A 26,546-nucleotide genomic window follows, 5' to 3' on the forward strand; every position below is an offset into this window, starting at 1 on the left:
GCTTGAAATGAACTTCTACTTATTTAACTGGCTCTAGGTCTAGTACGTGAAGTAGACGCTCTGGAATGCCAGCCCAAATGTTTGGACGGCCCTTAGGATTTTCTTCGTTCCACCAACCAGTGAATCGAGTTGTGTTGTATTGGTACATGTAAGCGCCAGACAACACAGGAATAGTTACCTGATCCTGAGCAATGATCTTCTGGATGCCGTGAGCGATTTCTAGCTGCTCTTGCTTATCAGCGGTCTTGTAGAAGCTGTTAAGAAGACCATCTAACTTGTCGTTCTCGTAGAAGTGCATTGCAAAACGAGGCATACCTTCACCAGATTGTAGCTTCGAGTTGTAACCGCTATCCCAGTACAAGTGTGGATCTGCGCCGTGGAAATAGTTGGTGTATGCAACGTCGTAAGTACCCTCTAGCATTGCTTGGTTGTATACCGAGAAGTCAGGAGTACGAGCTCGTGCTTTAATACCAACTTCCGCTAATTGCTCAACCGCTAGCTGTACAGTGTTGTTGAAGTCTGTCCAACCGTTTGGCGATTGAATCAGAAGCTCGAAAGACTTTCCTGATGGAGTGTCAACGAAACCATCTTTGTCCACATCTTTAAAGCCAGCTTTCGCCAGAAGTTTCTTCGCGCCTTCCGCGTTGTATGTATTGTAGTTTTTGTATTTGTTGTGAGTCTCTTCATCAGACCAAGCTTCGAATGCGTAACCTAGACCTGAAGCAAAGTCATTCACTGTACCGCCACCGTAGAATGCGATGTCGATGATAGTTTGACGGTCAAGCGCCATAGAGAATGCGCGACGGAAGTCAACGTCGTTTAGAGCTTCGTTCTTCGCAGGATCTGGGTTTTTGAAGTTCACTACGAAGGCTTGAGTACCTGCTGGTGGGTACCAGTAGTGGTGACTAGGACTTGCTGCAGCGTAAGTACGATCAATGTCTGGAACGAATGAAGATGTCCAGTCCATTTCACCATTAACGATTTTGCCTAGGAACTGATCGTTGTTCGCGATTTGTGGAACACGTAGACAGTCAACATTTAGGTTGTCTGCATCCCAGTAATTAGGGTTTTCACACTGAATGTACAGTTGTGGTGTAAATGTGTCGATCTCGGTAAATGGACCACTACCTACTGGGTTTTCATTTGTAAACGTTGCAGGATCTTTCACGTCACTCCATACGTGCTGAGGTACAACAGGTACTTTCGCAATTTCGTACGGAACGTTTGAGTTTGCTTCGCTTAGACGGAATTTAACTTTGTAATCGTTAATTTTTTCAACACCAGTTACCCATGAGTTAATACCAGATTGGTCAAGCTCAGGTCTCTCTTTTACTAGGTTGAAAGAGTAAATAACATCATCAGCGTTAAACGCTTCACCATCTGACCACTTCACGCCCTTACGAATATCGAACGTGACGCTCATTAGGTCATCAGCCATTTTGAAGTTTTCTGCTAGACGAAATACTGGAGTGTTACCGTGCATTTCGTTAAAAACCACGAGCGGCTCATAAATGAAGTCGGTAGTTGTGTGTAGGTTCGTGGCACCTAAGAAAGGGTTAAAGTTACGAACAAAAGTTGTAAACTCTTTAGGGTGGATAGTCAGTTCACTGCGTTCAGCTGCAGTAGCTACTGACGTAAAACCAGTAGTAGCCGTTGCAATAATTGCTGTTGCTAGTGCTGTTTTTTTAATATTGGCAAGCATAGCTGTTCCTTACGATTTGCTTTCATTTCACTGAATGGAATTGAGTGTTATCAATTGATAAACACTCCCCAAGACCTACCTCTTGCTTATGCGTTACTCGTTATAACGTGAGTCTCACCAAGAGTGGCCTGTAGGCCTTAGTCAGGAGTAAGAAAACATCTTATCCACAAAATAATCAAACTCGTTTCTCGTTAAAAACGTTAAAAACCCTCTCCACTACGTTATAAACGTCATTTTGTTTGCTTTTAGTTCAGGCGAGGTTAAAAATCAAACGTTGATGTGTGTCGCACTTAGTCCCCTTGTTAATAGAGTGTGTTAGTGGTTGCTTACTTCAAGAGCTTTTATTTTAAGGTTGTTGTGATGTTTTCTTGGGTTCGGAGATCTCGCTCACACCCATAAATAGTGTTAATTAATTAGGTAAAATTTAATCTGCCGTTCTGTTGTGATTGAGTTCGCAATCTTTGTCAATTGTTGGTAAAAACTGGCCTCTTATCTAAAAAACTGTCTTTTTTTTGGACGAATTATTATTAGCTATTGTTCTTTTTTTATCTTGTAAATGAAGTGTTTTGGGTGAATTTTCTTGTTCGGCTCCGTGATTAAGGCTGATGGAACGAGCGCACCCTAGAGCGCATACGATTGGTAGGGCGACCTGTTAGGCTTTATTTAGCGGAGAGCATCACTGCGAGATGGATGGACTAACGTGACAGTGAGATGCGCAAGCTCAGCAGGCAAAGGGAATGAACATGAGGTGTTTATGACAAACAAGAAAAAAGCCCTACATGGCTGCAGGGCTTGCTTTTAGCTGGTGAGTAGCCGTTGTAATTTATCTCGTTGAGCTTCTATATAAGCACGCTCAGGGCTTTGTTCTTTACAGTGATCTAGAATGAATTCAATAGAGCTTAAGACGGTTCTCCAACGTGGTGTCTTAGGTAAAGTTTCAATACGCATGTATTTGTCTAAAGTTCGTGTTTGTAGTGTACTGCGGTCAAGGTAAACACGCCATAAGCGACTTTGTTCAGCGAAAGCGAACTTACTTTCACCAGTGGCGGACTCCCAATATTCGAGCGCATGTGTCATTACATCCACAAGCACTTCACGCATCAGCTCTTGTTTATCCTTCTTATTCCCCAAGGCTTTGTCTGCAAGGCGGGTGAATTCACCACCAAGCTCCTTCAGCTTTTGCAGCTGATCTTTGTCGCCATCAAAAGCGTAGCTTGAAAGAACTTCAACGGCAGTTTCTAAGTTATGAATTCGAGCTACATTCGTGCCACCACCGACATTAAAGATATACATCACATCCAAGCCAGAACCTTGTGGCAGTTTAAGAATATCCGCTTCAATGTTTTGGCGAATATCTTCAATATAAATATCAATCCTACCGCAATAATGGGGCTGTTTAACGGTGAGGTATTTGGGCGCGATCAGTTCGTCTGCTGAAGAGCGTTTGAGTTGATCCAAACTACGCTTGAACAGTTTGCAAGCGGCTTGATTGGCAAATCGAATACGTTGATCTTCACGTAAGCAAATAATCGCTTCAGGTGCGGATTCGAGTTGTTCTAGCAGCCGACCTTGAGTTTCAAGCAGGCTTGCTTCTATGATTGCGCGCTGGCGAAGTTCTGACTCGAGCAACTTGTTTTCCACATGGCGCATTTCCGCTTTGCTTGCGGTTAAGTGCGCTTGAATTCGTGCTGCCAGCTCTTGTTTATTAAACGGTTTTGATAAGTAGTCATTAGCTCCGGCTTCAAAACCTTTGACGCGGTCTTCGGTTTGACTTAGTGCGGTGAGCATGATGATAGGTAGCTCGGCGTGATCATAGCTTTGGCGAAGCTCACTACAGACTTGATAGCCACTCATTCCCGGCATCATGATATCAAGGAGTAAGAGTTCTGGTTTTTCTTGCTTGATCAGATTAAGGGTCTCAGGGCCGTCTGAAACGGTGCGAACTCGGTAGCCTTCTAAGCGTAAGAAGCTTTCCAATACTCTTAAGTTCACGGGCTCGTCGTCAGCAATGTACAGGAGTGGGCCGTCTGGGTTTTCTGGTAGAGATAAGTCTTCGGCGTTTTCCAGATTAATTTCAGGAATTTGGAAATGACCGCAAGCAGACAAGGTTTGCGTTGTCTGAATTTCTTCTTCGTTCGCCAAAGGTAGGGTAAAACTGAATGTGGTGCCAACCATGGGTTGGCTACTCACGTATAGCGAACCTCCCATCAATTCTATCAATTGACGACTAATCGAGAGGCCTAAGCCCGCGCCTTGCCGATAATGATTCGCATCTTGTCCGGCTTGAATTAATGGTTCAAAAATATGCTCTAGGTGCTCTGTGGGAATTCCTTGCCCCGTATCCACGACTTGTACACGTACGTGATCATCGACCATGGTTGCCGAAATCACGATTTTACCTTCTGATGTGTATTTGATTGCGTTTCCAATCAGGTTATACAGAACTTGTTCTAGGCGCTGTGGGTCGGCGGAGACGGCTTTTAAGTCAGCTGGAACTTGGTTGATAATACGAATCGTTTTATTGCCAAGTAAGTGACTAGAGAGCTCCAACACTAATCGCGTCGCGCTCGCTAAACTCACTGCTGATTTTTGGATATCCATGCTGCCGTAGCGCATTTTGTGGTAATCCAATAAGTCATCCACAAGGTTAGCTAGGCGCTGGCCGCTTTTTATAATGATATCCAGTTGATATTTTTGACTGGCTGGTATGGCACCATTTGCACCAGATGCCAGTGTTTCTGCTATTCCAACCATGCCGTGGAGTGGTGTGCGGAGTTCGTGAGATGTAGTTGCTAAGAACTCATCTTTTAACTTGTCGGCCAATTGTAATTCATCGTTTTGCTTTTGAATGAGTTGTATGTTGCTTTCTAACTCTTCATTTTGTTTTTTGATGGTTTGAATTTTTTCTCGAATGGAACGTTGCATGCGCGAAAAACTAATGGCAAGGCGACCAATTTCGTCTTTGCGAACGGTGTTAAACGTGGTGTCATCAAGGTCGCCAGCCGAAACTTTTTCCGCTGCCCAAGTCAGTTTTAGTAATGGTAAAGTGATGAAATTAGATAAGTAATGCGAGGCAATCACAACCAAAATAATCGCAATCAACATGGCTATCACAAACAGTTTCTCAAGTTGATGAATGCGAGCAAAAGCTTCATTTTCTGGCAGTTGGACGACCAATGCCCAAATGACACCTCGGGTTTTAATTGGCGCATAAGCAGCGATGATTTCCTCGCCTAATCCATTGGTATAGGTTCCCACACCAAATTTTCCCGCGAGGGCTTTATCGACGACTTCTAAGCTGTTTTGAATGTCATCTTGCTTGGTATTAATCGTGCGCGGTTGGTGGTCATGGCCGACAAGCAGGGTATGAATTGATGATTCTCGGTTTGTATCTGCAACAAGCTTGGTGATGCCATTGTTGGGTAAACGAAACATGGCATAGCTGTGTAGGTAGCCTTGTTGAACAATAGGTGCTCCCAGCCATGCGACTGGTTTACCACGCTCAAGTTCGAAGTCAGAGACAATCACAGGCGTATAGTCTTCATTGACTTTGCGACGCTTGTTCACATCGTCCGCTAAGCGCTTGAATGTTTTTCCAAGGGCGGAGTTTTTGTAAGAGCCAGATAAAAGATTCGTACCATAATGGTCTGCTTTGGTAATGGAATAAGTGACATTGCCGTTAATATCGACCAGAAGAATATCGTTAAAATCGGAGCGCTTTAGTAGCTCCAGATAAGCCCAGTGATAACGTTTGTGTAGTAGGCGGTAGCGTTCACTTCCTACATAATTAGAAGACTCAGGCAACGTTGATGTTTTTATTTGGTCGCCGCTGCCTTCAATGTAGCGCTGCTGAGCATTGTTACGAGCTTCTGCTATATCATTACCTAAACGACTAAAAGCATTGACGAGGCCATAGAATCGACCACCACTGGCATAAGCGAGTTCAGAGCGTACAAACCCCATCACTTCGGTTTCTTGTGCTTCTAAATAATCAATGATCTGTTGTTGTTTTGTATCTCGAACAGACAGTAGGTGTGATGTACTCTGCTCTTGTAGATCTTTACTGTGTGACTGCAGGAAAAAAATCGCAGTAATGGTAAGAGGTGTGATACTGAGTACCAGAAACGCAGTCATCAGTGTACTTTGAAGGCGCTTAAACTTCTGTTTTTTGTAGAATTTAAACATGGATAAGATTACAACTCATAAGGGGCAGTTTGAGAAAACTCTTTGGCTACCGAGGTTCTCGTTAAAAACGGATAAGAAGTTAAATTCAATAGAATTAACAAAATTAACGAGTTTTTTTTCTTTGACAAGAAAGTTAGTTGCAAAGCGTGCAGAGTCACGCAGTTTTTCTTGAAAATGTTGAATTTTCACCTAATAAGCGCGCAGAGGGATCCCTGCGCGAGGGGAGAGTTAACACTTTTTAGCGTAGTAGATAGAGAATTTGTTGGTCTTATTTAGTGTCTCGCAATTATTAAAGGCACGCTCAATAATTGAAGGGTATTTCAAGAAGTTATTCGCCACGATGAGCATTTCGCCGTTGTTGACCAGGTGTTGTGGCGTTTGACCTAGTAACGTTTCTGCTGCGTTATAATTGGTGTCCAACCCGCTGTGGAATGGGGGGTTACTGATGATAAATCGATAGTCGCTTGCAGTGTCGGAGTAGATATCAGAGGCAAATACACGACCAGATAACCCATTCGCTTGTAGTGTCGCCTGGCTTGATGTGATTGCGTAGGCATTGATGTCACACATCTCAATTGTAATCTCGGGGTTGGTTTTTGCCATGAATGCGCCAAGCACACCAGCACCACAGCCAAAGTCGAGCACTTTACCGGTAAGAGGCGGCAAAGTTTCCAGTAACAGACGGCTACCTAGGTCAAACTCCCCGTGACTAAACACGCCTGGTAAGCTCTTTACTGTGAGTGACTGAGTACCTAACTTGATGGCGTATGATGCAAACCAGTCCGCTTGATTGAATGGTTTTGGTTCGTTTAAGCAAGCTCCCCAGTAAAAAGAGCAGCGGCGCGCGGAATCGTATTTATTTACCGGACCATAAGGGGTAAACATTTTCTCAATGCTCTTTACACCGGAGCGGTTTTCACCAACAACCACAATTTCTGTATTCATGCCGAGCTTCGCCATTAGCATCGCAAGTAGGTATTCCGCTTCTGCTTTCGCTTTTGGCCAGTACAACAGCAGCATGTCTGCTTGGGTGTCGATATTGAACTCTGAGCCAAAGTGACTTTTGACCTTGTCAGAAGTTTGAATTTGACGGTAGTAGCTGTAGTTAGAGGTAAATACTTCTACAGACTTACAATGAGTGGCCAGTTCCAGAGGAAAAAGATCTTCTACTTCGCCAGCAACTAACACGTGTTTACCGTTGAAATAATCGAGTTGGCGCTGAGCTATTTGGCTAGGAGCAATATAAGCAGACATAAATTAGGTTCGTCAGAAATAAGTAGGGCCAGATTTTCGCATACTCTGGCCCAAGCTTGAAGCAGTTAAGGTGTGGCTAGCTTTTGTCTTGTTGGTTGAGGAAGTCTTTAAATTCTTCTTCGTAAATATTGAACAGTACCATGGTGACGGCAAAAACCAACGGACCGTAGATTAGGCCGATCAAACCAAATAAATGCAAACCACCCAGCAACGAGAAGAAAATCATGAGGGTGTTCATTCCCGCGCTGCCTTGCATCAGTAGAGGACGGAGTAAGTTATCAATCGATCCAACAATAACAATGCTCCATACGGTTAGGAATATCGCCCAAGTCATATCACCAGTTAGAAATAGGTAAGCCGCCGCCGGTATCCAGATTAAGGCGGTTCCCACAACAGGAATAAATGATGCAAACCCCATTATTGTGCCCCAAAATAGGCCCGGAAAACCGGCAAGCCACATGCCAATACCGCCGGCAAAACCTTGCGCAATCGCCGTTAGGAATGAGCCCATTACTGCGGATTTCGATACTTGTTCAACCTCTGTCAGGATGCGATCCTCTTGGCTACGAGAGAGCGGTAAAATATGACGGATCGCGGAAATGATTTTTTCGTGATCGCGCAACAAGAAGAAAAGGACAAACAGCATCAAGAAGAAGCTCATCAAGAAGCTAGTAGCATCGCCCAATATTTTGGCGCTGATGGCCACAAGGTTTGAACCGAATGATGTCGCAAATTGCCCGATTTTTTCTGCAATGGCGTTTGGCTCAATCTTATCAAAAGGTAAGTACTCATTAACTAATGACAAGCCTTTGATAACGAATGGATGCTGGAAGATATCTTGAATGCCACCATTCGTTACCCAGTTGTACGTGTTTTGTGAAAACACGGAGCCTTGTTGAACGATAGCCGCGAAAACAAATAGCAGCGGAATGACAATAATAAACGTCAGTACAACGCATGAGAGTAACGCCGCTATATTTGGGTGTTTTGGGATGTTTCGCTCAAACCATTCGTGTATCGGAAACATGAGCAAAGAAATGATAAAAGCCATTACAATCGAATTGATGTAAGGCTCCACCAATAAGTAGCAAGCAAAAGCAGCGGCGAGTAGAGCGACCATTAATACGCGGTGACTCGACGTGATTTTTACATTATTCGGCATGAGATTAGTCCAACTTACGGATGACGTTTACGGTTTTATGCCTTTAACAGGGCTTTGAACCTATTACTGTGCACCTTGAATTCTTTCAATTATATGGGGCATTGCTGAATTAAGGTAGAACATTATATGATGGTCATAATGACTACAAATCAGTTGGTTATCAATCAAGAGATGAAAAATGGGTTGTTGTAACAGTGATAAAAAATGCCACACGGAAAAGAAAACCAAGCGAATACATTGGTTTGGTATCGTTATTGGCGTATTTGCTATTTTAGTGGTTTTAAATTGGCAATAAAAAAAGGACCACTCAGGTCCTTTTTTAATTCTGTCTATTTGCAGAGCATGATGCTTATTTGGCTTCTTCTGCAAGAGTAGCAAAACAGCGGTCTGCCGCTTCTAACGTCGCATCAATTTCTTTAGAACCATGTGCTAAAGAAGTAAAGCTTGCTTCGAATGCTGAGGGTGCTAAGTAAACACCGTGTTTTAGCATTAGGTGGAAGAAGCGTTTAAAGCGTTCAAGATCGCATTTCGCCACGTCTTCGTAGCAAGTAACGCTTTCTTGGTCGATAAAGAAGAAGCCGAACATACCACCAGCTTGGTTAACCACCAAAGGGATGCCATGTTTGTCTGCCAGAGACTTAAAGCCATCTGCCAATTGTTTCGTTTTAGATGCAAGGCGCTTCTCGTTACCTTCCTCTTTCAGAAGGCTTAAACACGCAAAACCTGCAGCCATGGCTACTGGGTTACCAGACAGAGTTCCCGCTTGGTAAACTGGGCCAGTTGGTGCTACGTATTGCATCACTTCTTTGCGGCCACCGAAAGCACCTACTGGCATGCCGCCACCGATAACTTTACCGAGTGTCGTGAGGTCTGGCTTGATGTTGTAATAGGCTTGAGCGCCGCCAAGCGCCACACGGAAGCCAGTCATTACTTCATCAAAAATCAGTAGCGCGCCTTCTTGGTCGCAGATTTCACGTAGACCTTCGTGGAAGCCTTCCACTGGTGGGATGCAGTTCATGTTGCCTGCTACTGGTTCAACAATAATACAAGCGATCTCACCTTGATTTGCGGCGAATAATTCACGTACAGAATCGAGATCGTTAAATGTTGCGGTTAGCGTGTGCTTAGCAAAGTCTGCCGGAACACCAGGAGAGCTTGGTTGACCTAGTGTCAACGCACCAGAGCCAGCTTTTACTAGCAAGCTATCCGCGTGACCATGATAGCAACCTTCAAATTTCATGATCTTGTCACGGCCAGTGAAGCCACGCGCAAGACGAATCGCACTCATCGTAGCTTCCGTACCAGAACTGACCATCCGGATTTGTTCCATGGATGGCACGAGTTCAGACACCAACTCCGCCATGGCGATTTCTAGCTCAGTCGGCGCGCCAAAACTCAGGCCGCGCTGCGCTGCGTCAATCACGGCTTCGCGGATAACCGCGTGGTTATGGCCAAGAATCATAGGACCCCAAGAGCCGACGTAATCAATGTACGCTTTACCATCGGCATCAAAAATCAGTGGACCGTCTGCTCGTTCGATAAATAGCGGAGAGCCGCCAACGCCGTTAAATGCGCGAACTGGTGAATTGACACCGCCAGGGATGGTTTGCTGAGCTTTTTGATACAGCTCTGATGATTTGGTCATGGGATATCCTCTTTTGATTGCTCGGACCAAGTGGGCCGCATTGTACCTAGCTATAATCAAGTTAGAAACGTTTTGCTTAATTTATGTGTCGTTTCGCAATGTAATCTTATATATCCGCATCCAATATAAAGAATCGACGGTGAATACTTGAACGAGTTGGTCAGGTATTGGATAATCGTCCCTAATTAGCACCAACCTGACGTCTTGCTTCAGGCTTGACGCATTACACGAGTGAGAGAGGTCTTCGTGAGCGAAGTTAACGTACCATTATCTTTTTCTGACGCAGCAGCATCACGCGTCAAAGCATTAATTGCTGAAGAAGAAAACCCAGCATTGAAATTGCGCGTATACATTACAGGTGGCGGCTGCAGCGGCTTCCAATACGGCTTTACTTTTGATGAAAATGTAAACGACGGCGATACAACGATTGTAAACAGCGATGTTACACTGGTGGTTGACCCTATGAGCCTGCAATACCTTGTTGGTGGCATTGTGGATTACACCGAAGGTTTAGAAGGAGCGCGCTTCTTCGTTAATAATCCGAATGCAACAACCACGTGTGGCTGTGGTGCATCGTTTAGCGTGTAATTCACCTCATGATAGGCAGCCAATGGCTGCCTGAACTTTACGTAGAAGGATGTCACGTAAAGTGACTCTCGCAACATGTTGCAAGAGATAAAAATAAAAAGGACTTTCTATGTCTGGATATTCTTTCGGGCGACGTATCGTCGAGCGTCCATGGCTAGTATCTCTTACTCTTGTCACACTACTTATCGCATGGCTTGCAGTAGGAAACCTCAAGACACAAGACAACCCCGCATTACCTTCATCTCTATCCAACCATACACCGATTGCAAAGGTGATGTTTAATACCTTTACTGCCGAATCCACGATGAAAACCATTGAACTGTATGGGCGAACGGCTCCTAACCGTCAAGCTCGTTTAGGCGCCGAAATTGCGGGGAAAATACTCACTCTCAATGTAGAGAAAGGGCAAGCTGTAAAGCAAGATCAAACCATCGCCATTATAGATAAGCGCGACTTAAACATCCAACTCCAGCGAGCTCAGGCGTTGTTGTTGGTCAAAGAGAAAGAGTTTAACGCCGCTCAATCTTTAAAAAGTCGCGGACTGCAAGGGGAAGTGGCTTTTGCCATAGCGCAAGCGGCATTAGTCGATGCAAGAGCCAGTGTGAGTCATGTTCAAACGGCACTGAAAAATACCGAAGTTAAAGCACCGTTCGATGGAGTTGTTGATCACCACTTTGTGGAAATAGGGGACTTTGTGGGCATTGGGGATCCTATTGCTACGGTGATCGATTTAGAGACGTTGGTCATTGAGGCTGATGTTAGTGAGCGGCATATTCAATACCTCAAAAAAGATCAACAAGCTGAGGTTAGAACCCTTAATCAACAACGTCATCAAGGGACGTTACGATATATTGGTCGTGTTGCTTCTACTTCGACCAATACATTTCCAATCGAAATCGAAGTCGACAATCGGGATGCACAAATGCCTGCGGGCATGAGTGCCGAAGTCCAGTTGCCATTAAGTGAAGTATTGGCGATAAAAATTACCGCCGCGATGTTGGCTTTAGATGAAGAAGGCAATTTAGGGGTGAAAACTCTGCGAGATGAGCATGTTAAATTCATCCCCATTCAGCTTGTTAAAGCAGAAGATGATGGCGTTTGGCTCTCAGGGTTAGGAGAGCGAGCTGATATTATCGTGTTGGGGCAGGGGTTTGTTCGTGATGGCGATCCGGTGCTGGCGAATAAAGTGGATGACGTTGTTGACTCGACCAGCGAGCAGTAAGGAGGCGGTATGTATACCCTAATTGATGCCGCCATATCGCGCGCTCGAACTATGTTGACGTTATTAGTGATGATTTTAATTGCTGGGATAGTTACTTATATCACAATTCCCAAGGAGTCTAGCCCTGATATCACTATTCCTATCATTTATGTTTCCGTTGGGCATCAAGGCATTTCTCCTATCGATGCTGAGCGCTTATTAGTTCGTCCGCTCGAGCAAGAATTACGTTCGATCGAAGGCGTAAAAGAAATGACGTCGGTTGCTTCTGAAGGCCATGCTTCAGTGACATTGGAATTCAGTGTTGGTGTGGATCTCGATAAAGCCATGGCCGACGTGCGCGATGCCGTCGACCTGGCTAAGCCTAAATTACCGGAAGACAGTGATGAGCCGACGGTCAATGAAGTCACGTTTGCCTCAGAACAACCGGTTTTAACCGTCGTGCTATATGGCACGGTGCCGGAACGTACGATCGTACAAATAGCGAGAATATTACGTGATCGTCTAGAAAGTTTTCGTCAGGTATTAGAAGTCGACATTGCGGGGGATCGAGAAGATATTGTAGAGATTATTGTCGACCCACTTTTGATGGAAAGTTATGGCTTAGATCAAGCGGACATCTATAACTTAATTGCCTTGAATAACCGAGTTGTCGCGGCAGGCTTTGTTGATACAGGCTATGGTCGCTTCTCCGTAAAGGTCCCTTCCGTATTTGATTCACTCAAAGATGTGCTTGAGCTGCCTATAAAAGTCAATGGCAAAGAAGTGATCACCTTTGGGGATGTGGCAACGGTACGTCGAGCATTTCGCGACCCAGAAAGCTTTGCTCGTTTAGATGGTGAGTCGGCCATTGTTTTGGATGTAAAAAAACGAGCAGGGGAAAACATCATCGAAACGGTTGAGCTGGTAAAAGAAGTACTTGCTCAAGGACAGAAGCGTGACGAATGGCCAAGCAATCTACAAGTGAAGTATACGTGGGATCAGTCTGATGATGTCAAGTTGATGCTCACCGACCTACAAAATAACATTCTCTCCGCGATTATTTTAGTCGTGATCGTGATTATTGCGATTTTAGGGGTAAGAACGGCACTATTGGTTGGTATCTCTATTCCAGGGTCATTTTTAACGGGCTTGTTGGTGTTATCGATATTTGGCCTTACGGTCAATATTGTGGTGCTGTTTGCATTAATTATGGCAGTAGGAATGCTGGTCGATGGTGCCATTGTTGTTACTGAATTTGCAGATCGGCGTATGCAGGAAGGCACGCCGCGCAAAGAAGCGTATCGAGACGCTGCAAAACGGATGGCATGGCCGATTACGGCATCAACGGCGACGACATTAGCCGCATTTGCTCCGCTGCTCTTTTGGCCTGACATCACGGGTGAATTCATGAAGTATTTGCCGCTGACTCTGATTGCTACCTTGGCTGCATCACTCGTGATGGCACTGCTGTTTGTTCCTGTGATTGGTGGAATAATAGGTAAGCCTCAGGCGGTAAGTCAGAAAGCCCAGCGGCAGATGGTCGAACTGCATAACGGTAATTTTGATAAAGCTACGGGGATCACCAAGCTGTATTACCACACCTTATCGATTGCGATTCGTCATCCTTGGAAAGTGTTACTCAGCGCCATTTTATTAGCTGGCGGTGTCGGCTTTACTTACAACAAGGCAGGTTTAGGCGCGGAGTTCTTTCCAGAAGTAGACCCAGCATTTTTCACTGTCAAAGTTCGATCCTATGGTGATTTATCTATCCATGAAAAAGACATTGTTATGCGGGAAATCGAAAAGGTCATGCTTGGACATGATGAGTTTGAGAGTGTCTACACGCGAACGGGGGCCAGTGATAATGAGGATGAAATTGGTCAGATTCAGATCACGCCGGTGGACTGGCAGTACCGCCGTAAAGTAAAAACCATCATTGAAGATCTTAAAGAAACCACAGACCGATTTTATGGTGTTGAGTTTGAATATAAATTCCCTGACGCGGGCCCTCCTGTTGAGCATGACTTGGTGATAGAAGTGTCGTCACGTAGCCTCAGTGTCAGTGCGCTAGACAAGGCGGCTAAGCAAGTTAGGCATTGGGCGGATGGTAACCCAGCATTAACCAATTTGAGTGATACGACCAACAAAGCGGGGATCGATTGGCAAATTGATATTCAGAGAGACGACGCCTCCCGTTTTGCCGCTGATGCAACATTAGTCGGCAATACTGTGCAGTTTGTGACAAACGGTTTGAAAATAGGTGACTACTTACCAGACGATGCGGATGAAGAGGTTGATATTTTGGTCCGGTATCCGCAAGAAAAGCGAGACATCGGTCGGTTTGACCAACTTAGAGTGAAGACCGCCGCTGGTTTGGTTCCTATCACGAACTTTGCTCAAATCAAGCCAGATCACAAGCAAGATACCATTCGTCGCGTTGATGGCCATCGGGTGATTAACATTAAAGCGGATATGGTGGAAGGCTATAATCTTGCGTTAGAACTGCCCAAAATAGTTACAGAAATTGATAAGCTCGATTTGCCTGATGGGGTTGAATACAAAATCCGCGGGCAGAACGAAGAACAAGAAAACTCATCAGCGTTTTTGCAAAACGCGTTCCTTGTCGCGCTTGGTGTGATGGCACTGATTTTAATCACGCAATTTAATAGTTTTTATCAAGCTTTTTTAATTTTGAGCGCAGTGCTGTTTTCGACGGTTGGGGTATTTGCAGGCTTGCTTATTTTCCAAAAACCATTTGGCATCATTATGTCAGGAATTGGGGTGATCGCGCTTGCAGGCATCGTGGTTAACAACAACATCGTATTAATCGATACTTATAATCAAATGCGTAAACGTGGCTTAGAGAAATCTGAGGCGATCTTGCGCACGGGTGTGCAGCGTTTAAGACCCGTTTTACTCACGACGGTGACCACCATATTAGGCTTATTGCCAATGGTGCTAGAAATGAACATCGACTTAGTTAACCAGAAAGTGGAGTTTGGCGCGCCAAGCACGCAATGGTGGTCTCAACTTGCGACGGCTGTCGCGGGAGGATTGGCGTTTGCGACTTTGTTAACGCTGGTTCTGACACCATGCTTGTTGATGCTCGGGAGAGAGCATCACTTTGAAAAGTAAGCTTCATCGTAATGATATTGAAGAAACAAAAAGGGCAGCTGAGCTGCCCTTTTCAATACCTCAGCTTACTTCATTGCTAACAGTTTGCTATAGCGTTCAAGCTTGTCCATGCTAATTTTGGCGTTTGCCATAAAGGTTTGTCTTGCTTTACCTGTTAGGGACTTAGACTGTGGTAAGTTCACGGTGCGCGGGTTTTTGTGCACGCCATTTACCAAGAATTCATAGTGCAAGTGAGGACCAGTAACTCGTCCTGTTCCACCGAGTGTACCAATGGTTTGGCCTTGTTTAACGCGCTGGCCGGTGCGTACTTTACGTTTGGTTAAATGTAAGTACTTGGTAATGTAGGTATTACTGTGCTTGATGAAGACATAATTACCATTAAACTTATTGTAAGACGACTTCTGCACAATCCCATTGCCCGCCGCCAAAATAGGAGTGCCTACCGGCGCCGAGTAGTCTGTACCGCGGTGGGGGCGAACCCGCCCCGTGACTGGGTGTAAACGACGAGGGTTAAAATTAGACGTTACACGGCGAAAGTCCAGCGGTGCGCGTAAGAAGGCTTTTTTCGTTGCACGTCCATTATCATCGTAATATTTACCGTTCTTCTGATCCAAAATGGCAGTGAAAGTATCACCTTGGTTTTTAAACACCGCTGCAATGATTTTGCCGCGGCCAATGATTTCTCCTTCAACCACCTCTTCTTGGTAGAGGACACGGAAGCTATCGTTTTTACGGATGTCCAAAGCAAAGTCGATATCCCAGCTGAAGATCCCTGCTAGTTCCATAATTTGGTTAGCATTTAAACCTGAAGAAACCCCAGCGTTCCAGAAGTTTGACTTGATGGTAGCTTCAGCGTAATTGTACTGGAAATCGACCTCTTTCTTCTCTATTTCTGACACGTATTTCCCATTTTTCAATGTAATACGGAAAGTTTCAAAGGCATTCAGTGTTCTTCTCAGCTGAAGTAAGTCATTGTTCTCGTCAAAGCCGAATTGCAATTGGTCGCCTGGTCGAAGGCGGGTTAATTGCCTCTCAACCTCTTTATCGGAAGAAACCAGTTTATGCAGCAAGCGTGCAGAAAGACCCACGCGGCTAAATAAAATAGCAGCACTTTCGCCACTTTTAACTTTGTACGCTTCCCAACGTAACACGGAGGATACCAATGAGCCGTTAAGCGTTGTTAATTCGAGAGAAACAGGCACAGGATAGTGTTGACCAACTTTTAATCGGCTCTGTTGCGGGGCTAGATCTTGCGGATCGGGTAAAAAGAGTAGTGCGAAGATAATCAGCGCACTAAAAAAACCGATCAATACTTTGTGCAAGAGTGGAAGTCGGATAAAAATCGAATGCATGAGGTACTTGATTGCTAAATTAAACGTAAAAAGTGACAACTACCTAGTCTAACCTGTTTCAAAATGCATCGCTATTCAAGTAATATGTTCAGCTATTATATTTTTGCCAAATCTGTGGGAGTGAACAAGAATGGCGAGCATTGAAGCTGCATTAGCCGAGATTAAACGCGGTGTTGAAGAGCTGATTCCAGAAGAAGAGCTTATCACAAAATTAAAAGAAGACCGTCCTTTACGAATCAAATTAGGGGCGGATCCAACAGCACCGGATATTCACCTAGGTCACACGGTTATTTTCAATAAGCTTCGCTTGTTCCAAGAACTAGGCCACGAAGTGACGTTCCTGATCGGCGATTTCACTGCAATGGTTGGTGACCCAACAGGTAAAAACACAACACGTCCCCCCCTCAGTCGTGAAGACGTATTGCGTAATGCCGAGACTTATAAAGAGCAGGTTTTCAAAATTCTAGATCCTGCTAAGACTAAGGTTCAATTTAACTCAGAGTGGTTATCGGAATTAGGGGCGGAAGGTATGATTCGCCTAGCTGCTAATCAAACCGTGGCGCGCATGCTGGAACGTGATGATTTTAAAAAGCGTTACTCAGGTGGCCAACCAATCGCCATTCATGAGTTCATGTACCCACTTTTACAAGGCTGGGACTCAGTTGCTATGGAGACTGATGTAGAGCTTGGCGGTACCGATCAGAAGTTTAACTTATTGATGGGTCGTGAGCTTCAGAAGTCGAATGGTCAAAAACCACAAGTTGTATTGATGATGCCGCTTCTTGTTGGCCTTGATGGCGAGAAGAAGATGTCTAAGTCGGCAAACAACTACATTGGTATCAGCGAAGCACCAAGTGAAATGTTTGGCAAGATCATGTCTATTTCCGATGACCTGATGTGGAGCTACTACGAGCTATTGTCTTTCCGTCCTTTGGAAGAAATCGCGCAGTTTAAAGCAGACATTGAAGCTGGTAAAAATCCTCGTGACATCAAAGTATTGCTTGCGAAAGAAATCATTGCACGCTTCCATTGCGAAGCTGAGGCTGATGCTGCTGAGCAAGAGTTTGTGAACCGTTTTGCGAAGAACCAAATTCCTGATGAAATGCCAGAGTTTGATTTTGACGCAGGTCGTCCAGTGAGCAATCTGTTGAAAGAAGCAGGGTTATGTCCATCATCGTCAGATGCGATGCGCATGGTTAAGCAAGGTGCTGTGAAAATTGATGGCGAGAAAATCGCGGACAGCAAATTTGCTCCAGAAGTGGGTACTTACGTGTTCCAAGTGGGGAAACGTAAATTTGCTCGTATTACTATTCAGTAATTACTAATCAATAATCACTGCAAATGAAAGCGCCTAATGGCGCTTTTTTTTGTATAAAAATTTAGCGAAAACGGCAAAGTAAAACTTCCAAACATGTTGAACTTTGTTACTATACTCGCGCTGCCAATAATGGCAGTGTTATCGGAGATTTACATGAACAATACCGACCATCCTCCCAGTCGTTGGGTGAGTAAGAGCAAGGGAGCGAAATAACCCGCTTCGGTATTGGCGATCTCCGCCTTACCTAAGTGGTGAGGCATCTTTTCTAATTTTCTTCTCGTTATTTCCTTCATACATTCTGAATAGACAGTGCATCCGCATTGGTTTTCTCTGTGCATCTTAATTGTTGTGTGTCTTTAAGTATGCAAGATTGACTTTGCGCGCCTTGTCGATGGTCGTTACCAATGCCAATCGGGAGATTCGCCATGACGGTAATGAACAACACTTTTATTGAAACAACACCAAACTTTTCTGAAGTAGAAATTGGTGCCGCTCGCAATGCATTTTTGCAGTATGAGCAAGAGCAACAAGTCCATTTGCTTACGATCATGCCGATTGATGAGGCTGTAGGTATTTTGCAGCATTGCTCTGTCAGTTATGCGAACGGCCTTATCACTCAGTTGGAGCAGGCTGGTTATGATAAACGTGCACGCCATTATGCATACCAACTAGATTTGCATATGTCTGGGGTTAATACGCATTATGATTACCTGTTTACTGGGGGCTTGAGGCATATTAAACGACATATAGGTTGGAGTATCGGCCTCGCTTTGCTTGGTATTATCTCGGGATTGATTATTGCGCAATATGAAAACACATCGAGCCAGCTAGCTTTGCTCGCGGCATATATACCAGTGATTGCTGCGACTGGTGGTCACACTGGTACCCAAGCTACCACATTAGTGATTCGCACGTTTTCGGTCGGGGAGCTCAATAAGCGGCAATGGGCAGTGATATTGTGGAAAGAAAGCCGAATCGCACTGTGTCTTGGGTTGGTTATTGCGTTAATGATTATGTGTTTAGTGGCAGTCTATCTATAGGGGAGGTTGAGCTAACCGATATCGCCTTAGTACTTACTGTCGCTTTATCATCTAAGTGACTATTTTCTACAACATTAGGTGGGCTGTTACCAATTATTGCACGAGCTTGCAAGCTGGACCCAGCTGTATTGGTGAGTCTAGTGCTGGCATCTATCGTCGATATTTCAGGGATGTGGATATACTTTAATGTGGTGAACTATTTCTTGGGTATCGCCTGACTAAAGTTCACAATGTCACTATAAAAAAGCTGCTCAAAATGTGTAATAGGGGCGATGACAGGTTTGTTATTGTCCCTTTTTTCTGGGAAGTAGTCTGAAACAAACTGAACAAAAACGGTATTAGGTTGACCCTTTTTATCCAAGCCATATCCGGCCATGTTGTAAGTTCCGTAGAGAGAGCCACTTTTGGCAACTAATTGGCCTTTAATCGGTGGCTTACGCATACTTGGACGATATTTTAATGTGCCTGACTCACCTGATTTTGGCATGATGGCAATAAGCTGAAGTTCATGCTCATGTTGCCAGATGTAGCGTAGTATATCGGCCATTTTTGTTGCAGAGATTCGGTTGTTTCTTGACAGGCCAGAACCATCTTCCAAGCGAGCGTTTCTAATATCAATGCCCGTGTTGGCAAAAATGATTTGTTTGATTGCTTCAGTGCCGTTATTGAAGCTGCCTGGCTGAACAAAAAATTTAGCCCCTAGCGTTTTAGTGAGCGTATCTGCAATCAAGTTATCCGAGTTTTTAAGCATCTCTTCGAGTAGTTCTGGAAGAGGGGCCGATTGATGCATGGCGATAAGTTTACGTTGCTTCTCTGGAGCTGACCCGATTTTTATTTCACCTGTTAAATCAATATTGAGTTGCTCAAGAAGAGTAGTTAGCACTTGACTGGTATAGCTTTCTGCATCTTGAATTGCAAAGTTTAATGGTAGTGGCTTGTCTCTATCAACGAGGCAGCCAGTTAGTTGATAATTGTTGTCTGGATGAGCGATTAAGCCTAAATCACAATGGCGGCTTTTTTGTATCGTTTTAGAGACGGTTTCAACCGAAGTGGTCACTTGAATAGGTTGGTGCTTTGGAACATGAACCCGAGTTTTTCCGGTTTTTTGGGTATATATAGAGGCTTGCACACAGTTTTTGTTGAGTATGATCGTTGAGGCTGGCGCGCTATAGCAAACCCCTAAAATATCCCATGGCCAACCTACTGCCCGGTTGTAGCCGGTAAAGGCACTGTTATCGAGCCATAGATCACCCTCAATACGTTTTAAGCCGTTTTTCTTAGCCAGAGTTAGCAACGCTTTTAAATCTTTAGTTTGTAACGTGGGATCACCGACAAAGTAAATAGTCACATCTGAGTTGGATGACTCAAGCTTAGTTTGAAAGCTAAAGTGATCATCCAGCTCCAGCTTTGCGGCGAGTGCCGTGACTAGTTTTAGTGTGCTAGCAGGTGGAAACAGTTGTTCGGTAGGACGAATGCCTGTCAGTTTGGCGTTACTGCCGAGTTTCTCTGCAACTAAGCTAATACGTGAGCCTTCTGGTAACACCTTTTGATGAGGGGACGCTTGTGAAGCGGCTGAAAGCAATAATGAAAATACGAGTAAGGACCAACGTGAACGCATAGTGGTACTTTCTGAGGTGAGTGGTGTGATTGAGTATACGCAAGTCCTTTCAATATGCTAGACGCTCAAAGCAATGCTTTGTTTGTGAGGTCATTATGAGACAAATCAAGAAAAGGGGCGCAATTCGGAATGAAGAATAAAATGCCCGCGTGATGCGGGCACTTCATCTTCTAATCAAAGGCTGGAATTAGAAGTCGTAGCGTAGACCTAGCGCTAGCTCATCTTCAGCGTTGATCTCATTTGCTTGAGTGTTACCGCCTACTGCACCTAATTTGTCGCCCGAGTCGATTAGGTTAAAGTTGTAAGAAACATAACCGCGGAAGTTAGGTTTAAAGTAGTAAGATGCATCAACAGCGACGTTGTTTGCAGACGTTTCATCGTTAGTTTCTGCATTGTTGTACGTTGTTGTGAACACGGTTTGACCTAGGGTGTAAGCACCTGCTAGCTCGTAACCAGTGTAGTCACCGTCTTTCTTCGCTTTTTCACCGTCAGTGAAGACACCAGCGAAGTATAGGTCGCCCATAGTGTAAGATGCCGCTAGCATGTATTCGTTCGCTTCGTCTTGGTCAGCGTAACCAGTACCGAGTTCAAGACCAGTGTCTGCGACAGTGTAGATTGCAGATAGTGAGTAGCCGTCTTGACCATTATCTGTGTACTCTGTGCCATTGGAGTTTTCTTCACGGTCAGCAAAACGGTAGCTTGCTTTAATGTTTAGGTTTTCGAATTGACCTTTGTAAGCCATCATGTTGTCTGAACGGTCTGCTACAGCCAGTTTGTCTGCCGCAGAGTTACCGTGGTAAGCCATGATATCTGTGAAATCAGTGATGACGCCTAGTGCACCATCGTTTTTACCATAAGTCACTTCACCGAAAGCACCACCAAGACCAGCGTAAGCGTAACGAGTGTCTAGATTGCTGCTGTCTTTGTTTACGTCGCTATCAACGCCGCCTTGTTCGTTAGTCGTGAATTCACCTTCCCAGAAACCAACGCCGTATAGGCTGTCGTTGATTGCTTGAATACCAAGGAAGTTTAGACGGATACGAGAGTTGTCTTGAGCGTCGCCATCTTTCATAGATAGACGTGCTTCAGCACGGCCGCCCATTTCTAAAGAAGTGCCATCTTGGTTGTAAAGCTCAGCGGCGTTTACGCCAGTTGCCATAGCTGCTGCAGATACAGAAAGGGCGATTAATGTCTTTTTCATCTTATTTATCCTAGTTAGCTGTCCATAATCATTGTTATATAGGGGGAGAGATAATCTCTCACAAGCTGTTGGTCTATAATTGACTGAATGAGCGATATCATTCGCGCTTGTTTAAACCTTTCATTAAACAACTTGCTGGACATGTTTTACTGCTAAAGTTTCCATATGAGGTAGTAAAATGATATAAATTCCAATGATGAACGCTGTTTTATTAGGCTATTTTTGTTTTAAGTTTTTGTTTTTGATTGTGTTTTTTTTGAAGTTGGCTTTGCTTGGTATTGATTAAGTTTTATCTTTATTGATGTTTTTTATGTAATGAATTGTTTTGTTTTTCAACAAATTGCGATGATGTTTCATTCTAAAAGTCACTTGTATTATTATGCCGGAAAAGCATAGTGTTGCTGCTGTTCGAATTAGGATGATTTCATTTGGGAGTTTGTTTACACTAGATAATATTCATGTTTAAACGCACTACTCGGTCCGACGACAGGGTGGTTTTTTTTTGTCCAAAGACCTATTTGGGCTTGAGGTTATAAAATGGAAAAAGTTCCAATGACACTACGTGGTGAGCAAAAACTACGTACAGAACTCGATCGTCTTCTTAAGCTGCGTCCTCAAATTTCAGAGGCGATTGCTGAAGCTCGTGAATTAGGTGATTTAAAAGAAAACGCAGAATATCATGCTGCTCGAGAAGAGCAGGGGATCTGTGAAGCGCAAATTCGTGACATTGAATACAAACTGTCTGTTGCTCAAGTTATTGATGTGACCAAGATTGAAAATACAGGTAAAGTCATTTTTGGCTCAACCGTGACTTTGATTGATATTGATACCGACGAAGAAAAAACGTACCAAATTGTCGGTGATGATGAAGCGGATATTAAAGCTGGACGTATTTCTGTCAGTTCTCCAATTGCTCGTGGCCTTATCGGTAAAATGGAAGGTGACGAGGTTGCTATCCAGACTCCGGGCGGCGCTAAAGATTTCGAAATTGACCGAGTTGAATACATCTAAGTGGTAGAGGTTGCGCTCTTACTGCTCATCAAATGCAAAAAAAGGTCGCCAATGGCGACCTTTTTTCAACAACATAAGTGAATTACTTACGAGGAATTTCGATTTTACGCTCTTCAGACTGGCGGTATAGTACAAGCACTTTACCAATGGTCTGAACTTTTTCTGCGCCTGTCTCACGTACGATAGCGTCGATGATTAGCTGTTTTGTCTCACGATCTTCTGAAGCAACTTTTACCTTGATCAGTTCATGATGGTTTAGAGCGATTTCAATTTCTGCTAGCACGGCTTCGGTAAGTCCATTTGCGCCCATTAGCACAACAGGTTTTAAACTGTGAGCCAGGCCTTTAAGGTGCTGCTTTTGTTTGGTGCTTAGGTTCATTACGCGGCCAATTTTCTATAAAATAAGGGTTGAAAAAAGCTATTTTAACGCCATCTATTGCTGAAGACTATAATTTATTGAGTAATAGGTAGCGCCTATTAAAACAATAGCTCCAATTTGCGCCTTGTTGGGATTAAAATGAGTAAACAAAAACATTCGGCTAGTTCTGGTCGTTGGTTGAAAGAACACTTTGATGATAAATACGCGAATGAAGCTCGTAAAAAAGGTTATCGCTCACGTGCTTATTTCAAGATCGATGAGATTCAAACAAAAGATAAATTGTTAAAGCCAGGTATGACAGTTGTCGATTTGGGGGCTGCTCCAGGTGGATGGTCTCAATATGCTGCTAAGATAGTAGGGGAGCGTGGTCAAGTTATTGCGTGTGATTTGTTACCAATGGATCCAATAGCTGGCGTCAGCTTTTTACAAGGCGATTTTCGTGATGATGCAGTATTGGACGCTTTACTGGAAAGAATCCAACCTTCAATGGTCGACGTAGTAATGTCTGATATGGCGCCTAACATTGCGGGGAATAACTCAGTCGATCAACCACGGGCTATGTATTTAGTTGAATTGGCTTTAGATATGTGTCGACAAGTTCTAGCGCCTAATGGTAGTTTTGTCGTAAAGGTTTTTCAGGGCGAAGGCTTTGATCAATACGTGAAAGAAGTCCGAGACATGTTTAAAGTCGTAAAAATCAGAAAACCAGACTCATCGCGAGCTCGCTCTCGAGAAGTCTTTGTTGTAGCCTCCGGTTACAAAGGTTAACCATTTTGCTCTCTCGGGAGCGTGTTAACACTATAGCTACAGTGAATGAACTGTAGTACCCTACCTTTAATTACAATTAGTTATCGAGAGGCTTACACCTTGAGTGACATGGCAAAAAATTTAATTCTGTGGCTTGTTATCGCCGTCGTATTGATGTCGGTATTCCAGAGCTTTGGCCCTGGAGAAAGCAATGGCAGAACCGTGGATTACACCACGTTTGTACAGGAAGTTGGTCAAGGCCAGATTCAAGAAGCAACTTTTAAAGACGGTGAAATTAGCTTCGTTCGTCGTGGCGGTGGTGCCAAAATGGTTACTTACATGCCAGTGTATGACCAAAAGATTCTGGATGACCTAATTAATCAAAACGTGAAAGTGCAAGGTACGCCGCCGGAAGAGCAGAGCTTACTGGGAACGATTTTCATTTCTTGGTTCCCAATGATCTTACTCATTGGTGTGTGGATTTTCTTCATGCGTCAAATGCAAGGCGGCGGTGGTAAAGGCGCCATGTCTTTTGGTAAGAGCAAAGCGCGTATGATGAGCGAAGAGCAAATCAAGACAAGTTTTGCTGACGTTGCAGGGTGTGACGAAGCAAAAGAAGATGTAAAAGAGCTAGTTGACTACTTGCGTGATCCTAGCCGCTTCCAAAAGCTGGGCGGTAAGATTCCAACGGGCGTATTAATGGTTGGCCCTCCAGGTACTGGTAAAACGCTTCTAGCGAAAGCCATTGCTGGTGAAGCTAAAGTGCCATTCTTTACTATCTCTGGTTCTGACTTTGTCGAAATGTTCGTTGGTGTAGGTGCATCTCGTGTGCGTGACATGTTCGAACAAGCGAAGAAAGCGGCACCATGTATCATCTTCATCGATGAAATCGATGCTGTCGGTCGTCAGCGTGGTGCTGGTGTTGGTGGTGGTCACGATGAACGTGAACAAACGCTCAACCAAATGCTTGTTGAGATGGATGGTTTTGAGGGTAATGAAGGTATTATCGTTATCGCTGCGACTAACCGCCCAGACGTACTTGACCCAGCCTTGCTACGCCCAGGTCGTTTTGATCGCCAAGTTGTGGTTGGACTTCCAGACGTTCGAGGTCGCGAGCAAATCCTGAAAGTTCACATGCGTAAGGTTCCTTTAGCGGGTGACGTAGAACCATCGCTTATCGCGCGTGGTACTCCAGGCTTCTCTGGTGCGGATCTGGCAAACCTAGTTAACGAAGCGGCTCTATTTGCTGCGCGTGGTAACAAACGCAATGTTTCTATGGTTGAGTTTGAACTGGCAAAAGACAAAATCATGATGGGCGCAGAGCGACGTTCTATGGTCATGTCTGAAGAGACGAAAGAGTCTACGGCTTACCACGAAGCGGGTCACGCGATAGTTGGTCGTTTAGTGCCTGAGCACGATCCGGTGTACAAAGTATCTATTATCCCACGTGGTCGAGCGCTAGGTGTGACAATGTACTTGCCAGAGCAAGATCGTGTGAGCATGTCTCGTCAGCATCTAGAGTCAATGATTTCTAGCTTGTACGGCGGTCGTCTAGCGGAAGAGCTTATCTACGGTGCGGATAAAGTATCAACAGGTGCTTCTAACGATATTGAGCGCGCCACTGATATCGCTCGTAAAATGGTGACGCAATGGGGCTTCTCTGAAAAACTGGGTCCTCTGTTGTATGCAGAAGACGAAGGTGAGGTGTTCCTTGGACGTAGTGTTACTCAGACAAAACACATGTCTGACGACACAGCGAAGTTGATTGATGATGAAGTTCGCCAAATCATCGACCGCAACTATGACCGTGCGAAAAAAATTCTTGAAGCGAATATGGATATCATGCACGCAATGAAAGATGCGTTAATGAAGTATGAAACCATTGATGCTCGTCAAATTGATGACTTGATGGAGCGCAAAGCTGAGATTCGTGAGCCGGCGGGTTGGAGTGATAACTCAACTAGCAAACCAGAAGACAGCGATAAGCCTCAAGCAAAACCAGAAGTTAAAGAAGAAGCAACGGACACTGCGAAAGATGCAGAACAGTCTAGCTCTCCAGAAGATACTTCTAGCGAAGCTCCTGAAAAGAAAGACTCTGAATAAAAATAGTATTAGTAATTATAAACCCCGAGTTATCTCGGGGTTTTTGTATTCTCGGGGTTTTTGTATTTATGATAATTACAGCAAATAACAAATCTTTAGACCTTTCTCGTCCACATATCATGGCGATCCTCAATATAACACCAGATTCCTTCTCTGATGGTGGTAAATATAATTCGCTAGAGTTGGCGCTTACCCAAGTGGAAAGAATGGTTAATGCCGGCGTAAGCATAATCGATGTTGGTGGCGAGTCGACAAGGCCCGGCGCCCCAGAGGTTTCCTTAGAAGAAGAGTTACAACGTGTGGTACCTGTTATCAAAGCCATTCGTGAAAAATATGATGTATGGATCTCTGTAGATACGAGTAAAGCTGAAGTTATGCGTCAAGCAATTGATGCTGGTGCGGATTTAATCAACGACATTCGAGCTTTGCAAGAGCCTGGTGCTCTCGAAGTCGCAGCAAAAGCAAAACTTCCAATTTGCCTAATGCATATGAAAGGTCAGCCAAGAACCATGCAGACTAACCCACATTACGATGATTTCATGGAAGATGTATCGACATTCCTAGAAGAGCGTATTGCAGCGTGTGAAGCTGTTGGTATTGATAAAGCGCAACTTATTCTCGACCCAGGCTTTGGTTTTGGCAAAACAATAGAGCACAACTATCACATGCTTGCTCACCTTGATAAATTTCATGAGTTTGGCTTGCCAATCTTGGCTGGGATGTCTCGCAAATCCATGCTTTTCAAGCTATTAGATAAACCTGCAGCGGAGTGCATCAACGCCAGTGTTGTTTGTGCCACTATCGCAGCAATGAAAGGCGCGCAAATTATCCGAGTTCACGACTTTGAAGAAACCATTGAAGCGATGAAAATTGTTGAAATGACGAAAAGCAATATTTAAAAATAA

General features: G+C 44.3%; 17 protein-coding genes and 1 pseudogene. 9 read left to right on the top strand and 9 right to left on the bottom strand.

The features are described from left to right. Positions 1–19: 19 nt before the first annotated feature. From ATG66_RS08435 to hemL, 5 genes are all read right to left on the bottom strand, one after another. Positions 20–1,702, bottom strand: a complete 1,683-nt coding sequence (locus tag ATG66_RS08435) for an ABC transporter substrate-binding protein (RefSeq protein WP_098414877.1) — start codon at positions 1,700–1,702, stop codon at positions 20–22. Between the two features lie 798 nt (positions 1,703–2,500). Beyond that, on the bottom strand, positions 2,501–5,887 hold the full coding sequence (locus ATG66_RS08440; RefSeq protein WP_098414878.1) for a response regulator: 3,387 nt from the start codon (positions 5,885–5,887) through the stop codon (positions 2,501–2,503). Between the two features lie 228 nt (positions 5,888–6,115). Next, complete coding sequence (rsmC, locus tag ATG66_RS08445; protein ID WP_098414879.1) at positions 6,116–7,141, bottom strand: 16S rRNA (guanine(1207)-N(2))-methyltransferase RsmC; 1,026 nt, start codon at positions 7,139–7,141, stop codon at positions 6,116–6,118. 76 nt (positions 7,142–7,217) lie between these two features. Then, positions 7,218–8,303, bottom strand: coding sequence for an AI-2E family transporter (locus tag ATG66_RS08450; RefSeq protein WP_098414880.1), 1,086 nt, complete (start codon positions 8,301–8,303; stop codon positions 7,218–7,220). 349 nt (positions 8,304–8,652) lie between these two features. Next, entirely contained in the window at positions 8,653–9,948 is a 1,296-nt protein-coding gene (gene hemL, locus ATG66_RS08455; RefSeq protein WP_098414881.1) for a glutamate-1-semialdehyde 2,1-aminomutase, read from the bottom strand. 246 nt (positions 9,949–10,194) lie between these two features. Between hemL and erpA the strand changes: the two genes are divergently transcribed. From erpA to ATG66_RS08470, 3 genes are all read left to right on the top strand, one after another. After that, entirely contained in the window at positions 10,195–10,536 is a 342-nt protein-coding gene (erpA, locus tag ATG66_RS08460; protein ID WP_098414882.1) for an iron-sulfur cluster insertion protein ErpA, read from the top strand. Positions 10,537–10,645: 109 nt separating this feature from the next. Beyond that, positions 10,646–11,758, top strand: a complete 1,113-nt coding sequence (locus ATG66_RS08465) for an efflux RND transporter periplasmic adaptor subunit (protein ID WP_098414883.1) — start codon at positions 10,646–10,648, stop codon at positions 11,756–11,758. 9 nt (positions 11,759–11,767) lie between these two features. Further along, the gene (locus ATG66_RS08470; protein WP_098414884.1) at positions 11,768–14,872 is read left to right on the top strand and encodes an efflux RND transporter permease subunit; all 3,105 of its coding nucleotides are present in this window, start codon (positions 11,768–11,770) and stop codon (positions 14,870–14,872) included. Positions 14,873–14,937: 65 nt separating this feature from the next. Here the strand turns inward: ATG66_RS08470 and ATG66_RS08475 are convergent, their stop codons facing one another. Further along, the gene (locus ATG66_RS08475; RefSeq protein ID WP_098414885.1) at positions 14,938–16,224 is read right to left on the bottom strand and encodes a peptidoglycan DD-metalloendopeptidase family protein; all 1,287 of its coding nucleotides are present in this window, start codon (positions 16,222–16,224) and stop codon (positions 14,938–14,940) included. 130 nt (positions 16,225–16,354) lie between these two features. On the opposite strand from ATG66_RS08475, the gene tyrS reads away from it, so the two are divergent. Together tyrS and ATG66_RS08485 are read left to right on the top strand one after the other, a co-directional pair. Further along, positions 16,355–17,542: a tyrosine--tRNA ligase gene (gene tyrS / locus ATG66_RS08480; RefSeq protein WP_098414886.1), complete on the top strand. Its 1,188-nt coding sequence runs from the start codon at positions 16,355–16,357 to the stop codon at positions 17,540–17,542. 425 nt (positions 17,543–17,967) lie between these two features. Further along, positions 17,968–18,800 (top strand): annotated as a pseudogene (locus tag ATG66_RS08485) (magnesium transporter). Here the strand turns inward: ATG66_RS08485 and dacB are convergent. Next, on the bottom strand, positions 18,779–20,200 hold the full coding sequence (gene dacB, locus ATG66_RS08490; protein ID WP_098414887.1) for a serine-type D-Ala-D-Ala carboxypeptidase: 1,422 nt from the start codon (positions 20,198–20,200) through the stop codon (positions 18,779–18,781). The pseudogene ATG66_RS08485 and the gene dacB sit on opposite strands and share 22 nt — an antisense overlap. 187 nt (positions 20,201–20,387) lie before the next feature. Beyond that, positions 20,388–21,401: a porin gene (locus ATG66_RS08495; RefSeq protein ID WP_098414888.1), complete on the bottom strand. Its 1,014-nt coding sequence runs from the start codon at positions 21,399–21,401 to the stop codon at positions 20,388–20,390. Between the two features lie 537 nt (positions 21,402–21,938). Between ATG66_RS08495 and greA the strand changes: the two genes are divergently transcribed. Then, positions 21,939–22,412: a transcription elongation factor GreA gene (gene greA / locus ATG66_RS08500; RefSeq protein ID WP_098414889.1), complete on the top strand. Its 474-nt coding sequence runs from the start codon at positions 21,939–21,941 to the stop codon at positions 22,410–22,412. An 82-nt stretch (positions 22,413–22,494) separates the two neighbouring features. On the opposite strand, the gene yhbY is transcribed toward greA, so the two are convergent. Then, positions 22,495–22,791 (bottom strand): ribosome assembly RNA-binding protein YhbY, encoded by a 297-nt coding sequence (gene yhbY, locus ATG66_RS08505; protein WP_005380066.1) that lies wholly within the window; start codon positions 22,789–22,791, stop codon positions 22,495–22,497. Positions 22,792–22,929: 138 nt separating this feature from the next. On the opposite strand from yhbY, the gene rlmE reads away from it, so the two are divergent. From rlmE to folP, 3 genes are all read left to right on the top strand, one after another. Then, a complete protein-coding gene (rlmE, locus tag ATG66_RS08510; protein ID WP_098414890.1) occupies positions 22,930–23,559 on the top strand; it encodes a 23S rRNA (uridine(2552)-2'-O)-methyltransferase RlmE in 630 nt (209 codons plus the stop codon). Between the two features lie 108 nt (positions 23,560–23,667). Continuing rightward, the gene (gene ftsH / locus ATG66_RS08515) at positions 23,668–25,641 is read left to right on the top strand and encodes an ATP-dependent zinc metalloprotease FtsH (protein ID WP_179885625.1); all 1,974 of its coding nucleotides are present in this window, start codon (positions 23,668–23,670) and stop codon (positions 25,639–25,641) included. A 68-nt stretch (positions 25,642–25,709) separates the two neighbouring features. Beyond that, positions 25,710–26,540 carry a dihydropteroate synthase gene (gene folP, locus ATG66_RS08520; protein WP_098414891.1) on the top strand — a complete coding sequence of 277 codons (831 nt, stop codon included), beginning with the start codon at positions 25,710–25,712 and terminating at the stop codon, positions 26,538–26,540. Positions 26,541–26,546 lie beyond the last annotated feature (6 nt).

Source organism: Vibrio sp. ES.051, from assembly GCF_002563795.1.
In the GTDB taxonomy this organism is placed as follows: Bacteria; Pseudomonadota; Gammaproteobacteria; order Enterobacterales; family Vibrionaceae; genus Vibrio.

Coding starts and splice junctions, on each gene's coding strand:
- yhbY (WP_005380066.1), bottom strand. CDS start 22,791: ATGAACCTAAGCACCAAACAAAAGCAGCACCTTAAAGGCCTGGCTCAC.
- hemL (WP_098414881.1), bottom strand. CDS start 9,948: ATGACCAAATCATCAGAGCTGTATCAAAAAGCTCAGCAAACCATCCCT.
- dacB (WP_098414887.1), bottom strand. CDS start 20,200: ATGCGTTCACGTTGGTCCTTACTCGTATTTTCATTATTGCTTTCAGCC.
- ATG66_RS08435 (WP_098414877.1), bottom strand. CDS start 1,702: ATGCTTGCCAATATTAAAAAAACAGCACTAGCAACAGCAATTATTGCA.
- rsmC (WP_098414879.1), bottom strand. CDS start 7,141: ATGTCTGCTTATATTGCTCCTAGCCAAATAGCTCAGCGCCAACTCGAT.
- ATG66_RS08440 (WP_098414878.1), bottom strand. CDS start 5,887: ATGTTTAAATTCTACAAAAAACAGAAGTTTAAGCGCCTTCAAAGTACA.
- tyrS (WP_098414886.1), top strand. CDS start 16,355: ATGGCGAGCATTGAAGCTGCATTAGCCGAGATTAAACGCGGTGTTGAA.
- ATG66_RS08475 (WP_098414885.1), bottom strand. CDS start 16,224: ATGCATTCGATTTTTATCCGACTTCCACTCTTGCACAAAGTATTGATC.
- ATG66_RS08495 (WP_098414888.1), bottom strand. CDS start 21,401: ATGAAAAAGACATTAATCGCCCTTTCTGTATCTGCAGCAGCTATGGCA.
- greA (WP_098414889.1), top strand. CDS start 21,939: ATGGAAAAAGTTCCAATGACACTACGTGGTGAGCAAAAACTACGTACA.
- ATG66_RS08470 (WP_098414884.1), top strand. CDS start 11,768: ATGTATACCCTAATTGATGCCGCCATATCGCGCGCTCGAACTATGTTG.
- ATG66_RS08450 (WP_098414880.1), bottom strand. CDS start 8,303: ATGCCGAATAATGTAAAAATCACGTCGAGTCACCGCGTATTAATGGTC.
- folP (WP_098414891.1), top strand. CDS start 25,710: ATGATAATTACAGCAAATAACAAATCTTTAGACCTTTCTCGTCCACAT.
- rlmE (WP_098414890.1), top strand. CDS start 22,930: ATGAGTAAACAAAAACATTCGGCTAGTTCTGGTCGTTGGTTGAAAGAA.
- ftsH (WP_179885625.1), top strand. CDS start 23,668: ATGGCAAAAAATTTAATTCTGTGGCTTGTTATCGCCGTCGTATTGATG.
- ATG66_RS08465 (WP_098414883.1), top strand. CDS start 10,646: ATGTCTGGATATTCTTTCGGGCGACGTATCGTCGAGCGTCCATGGCTA.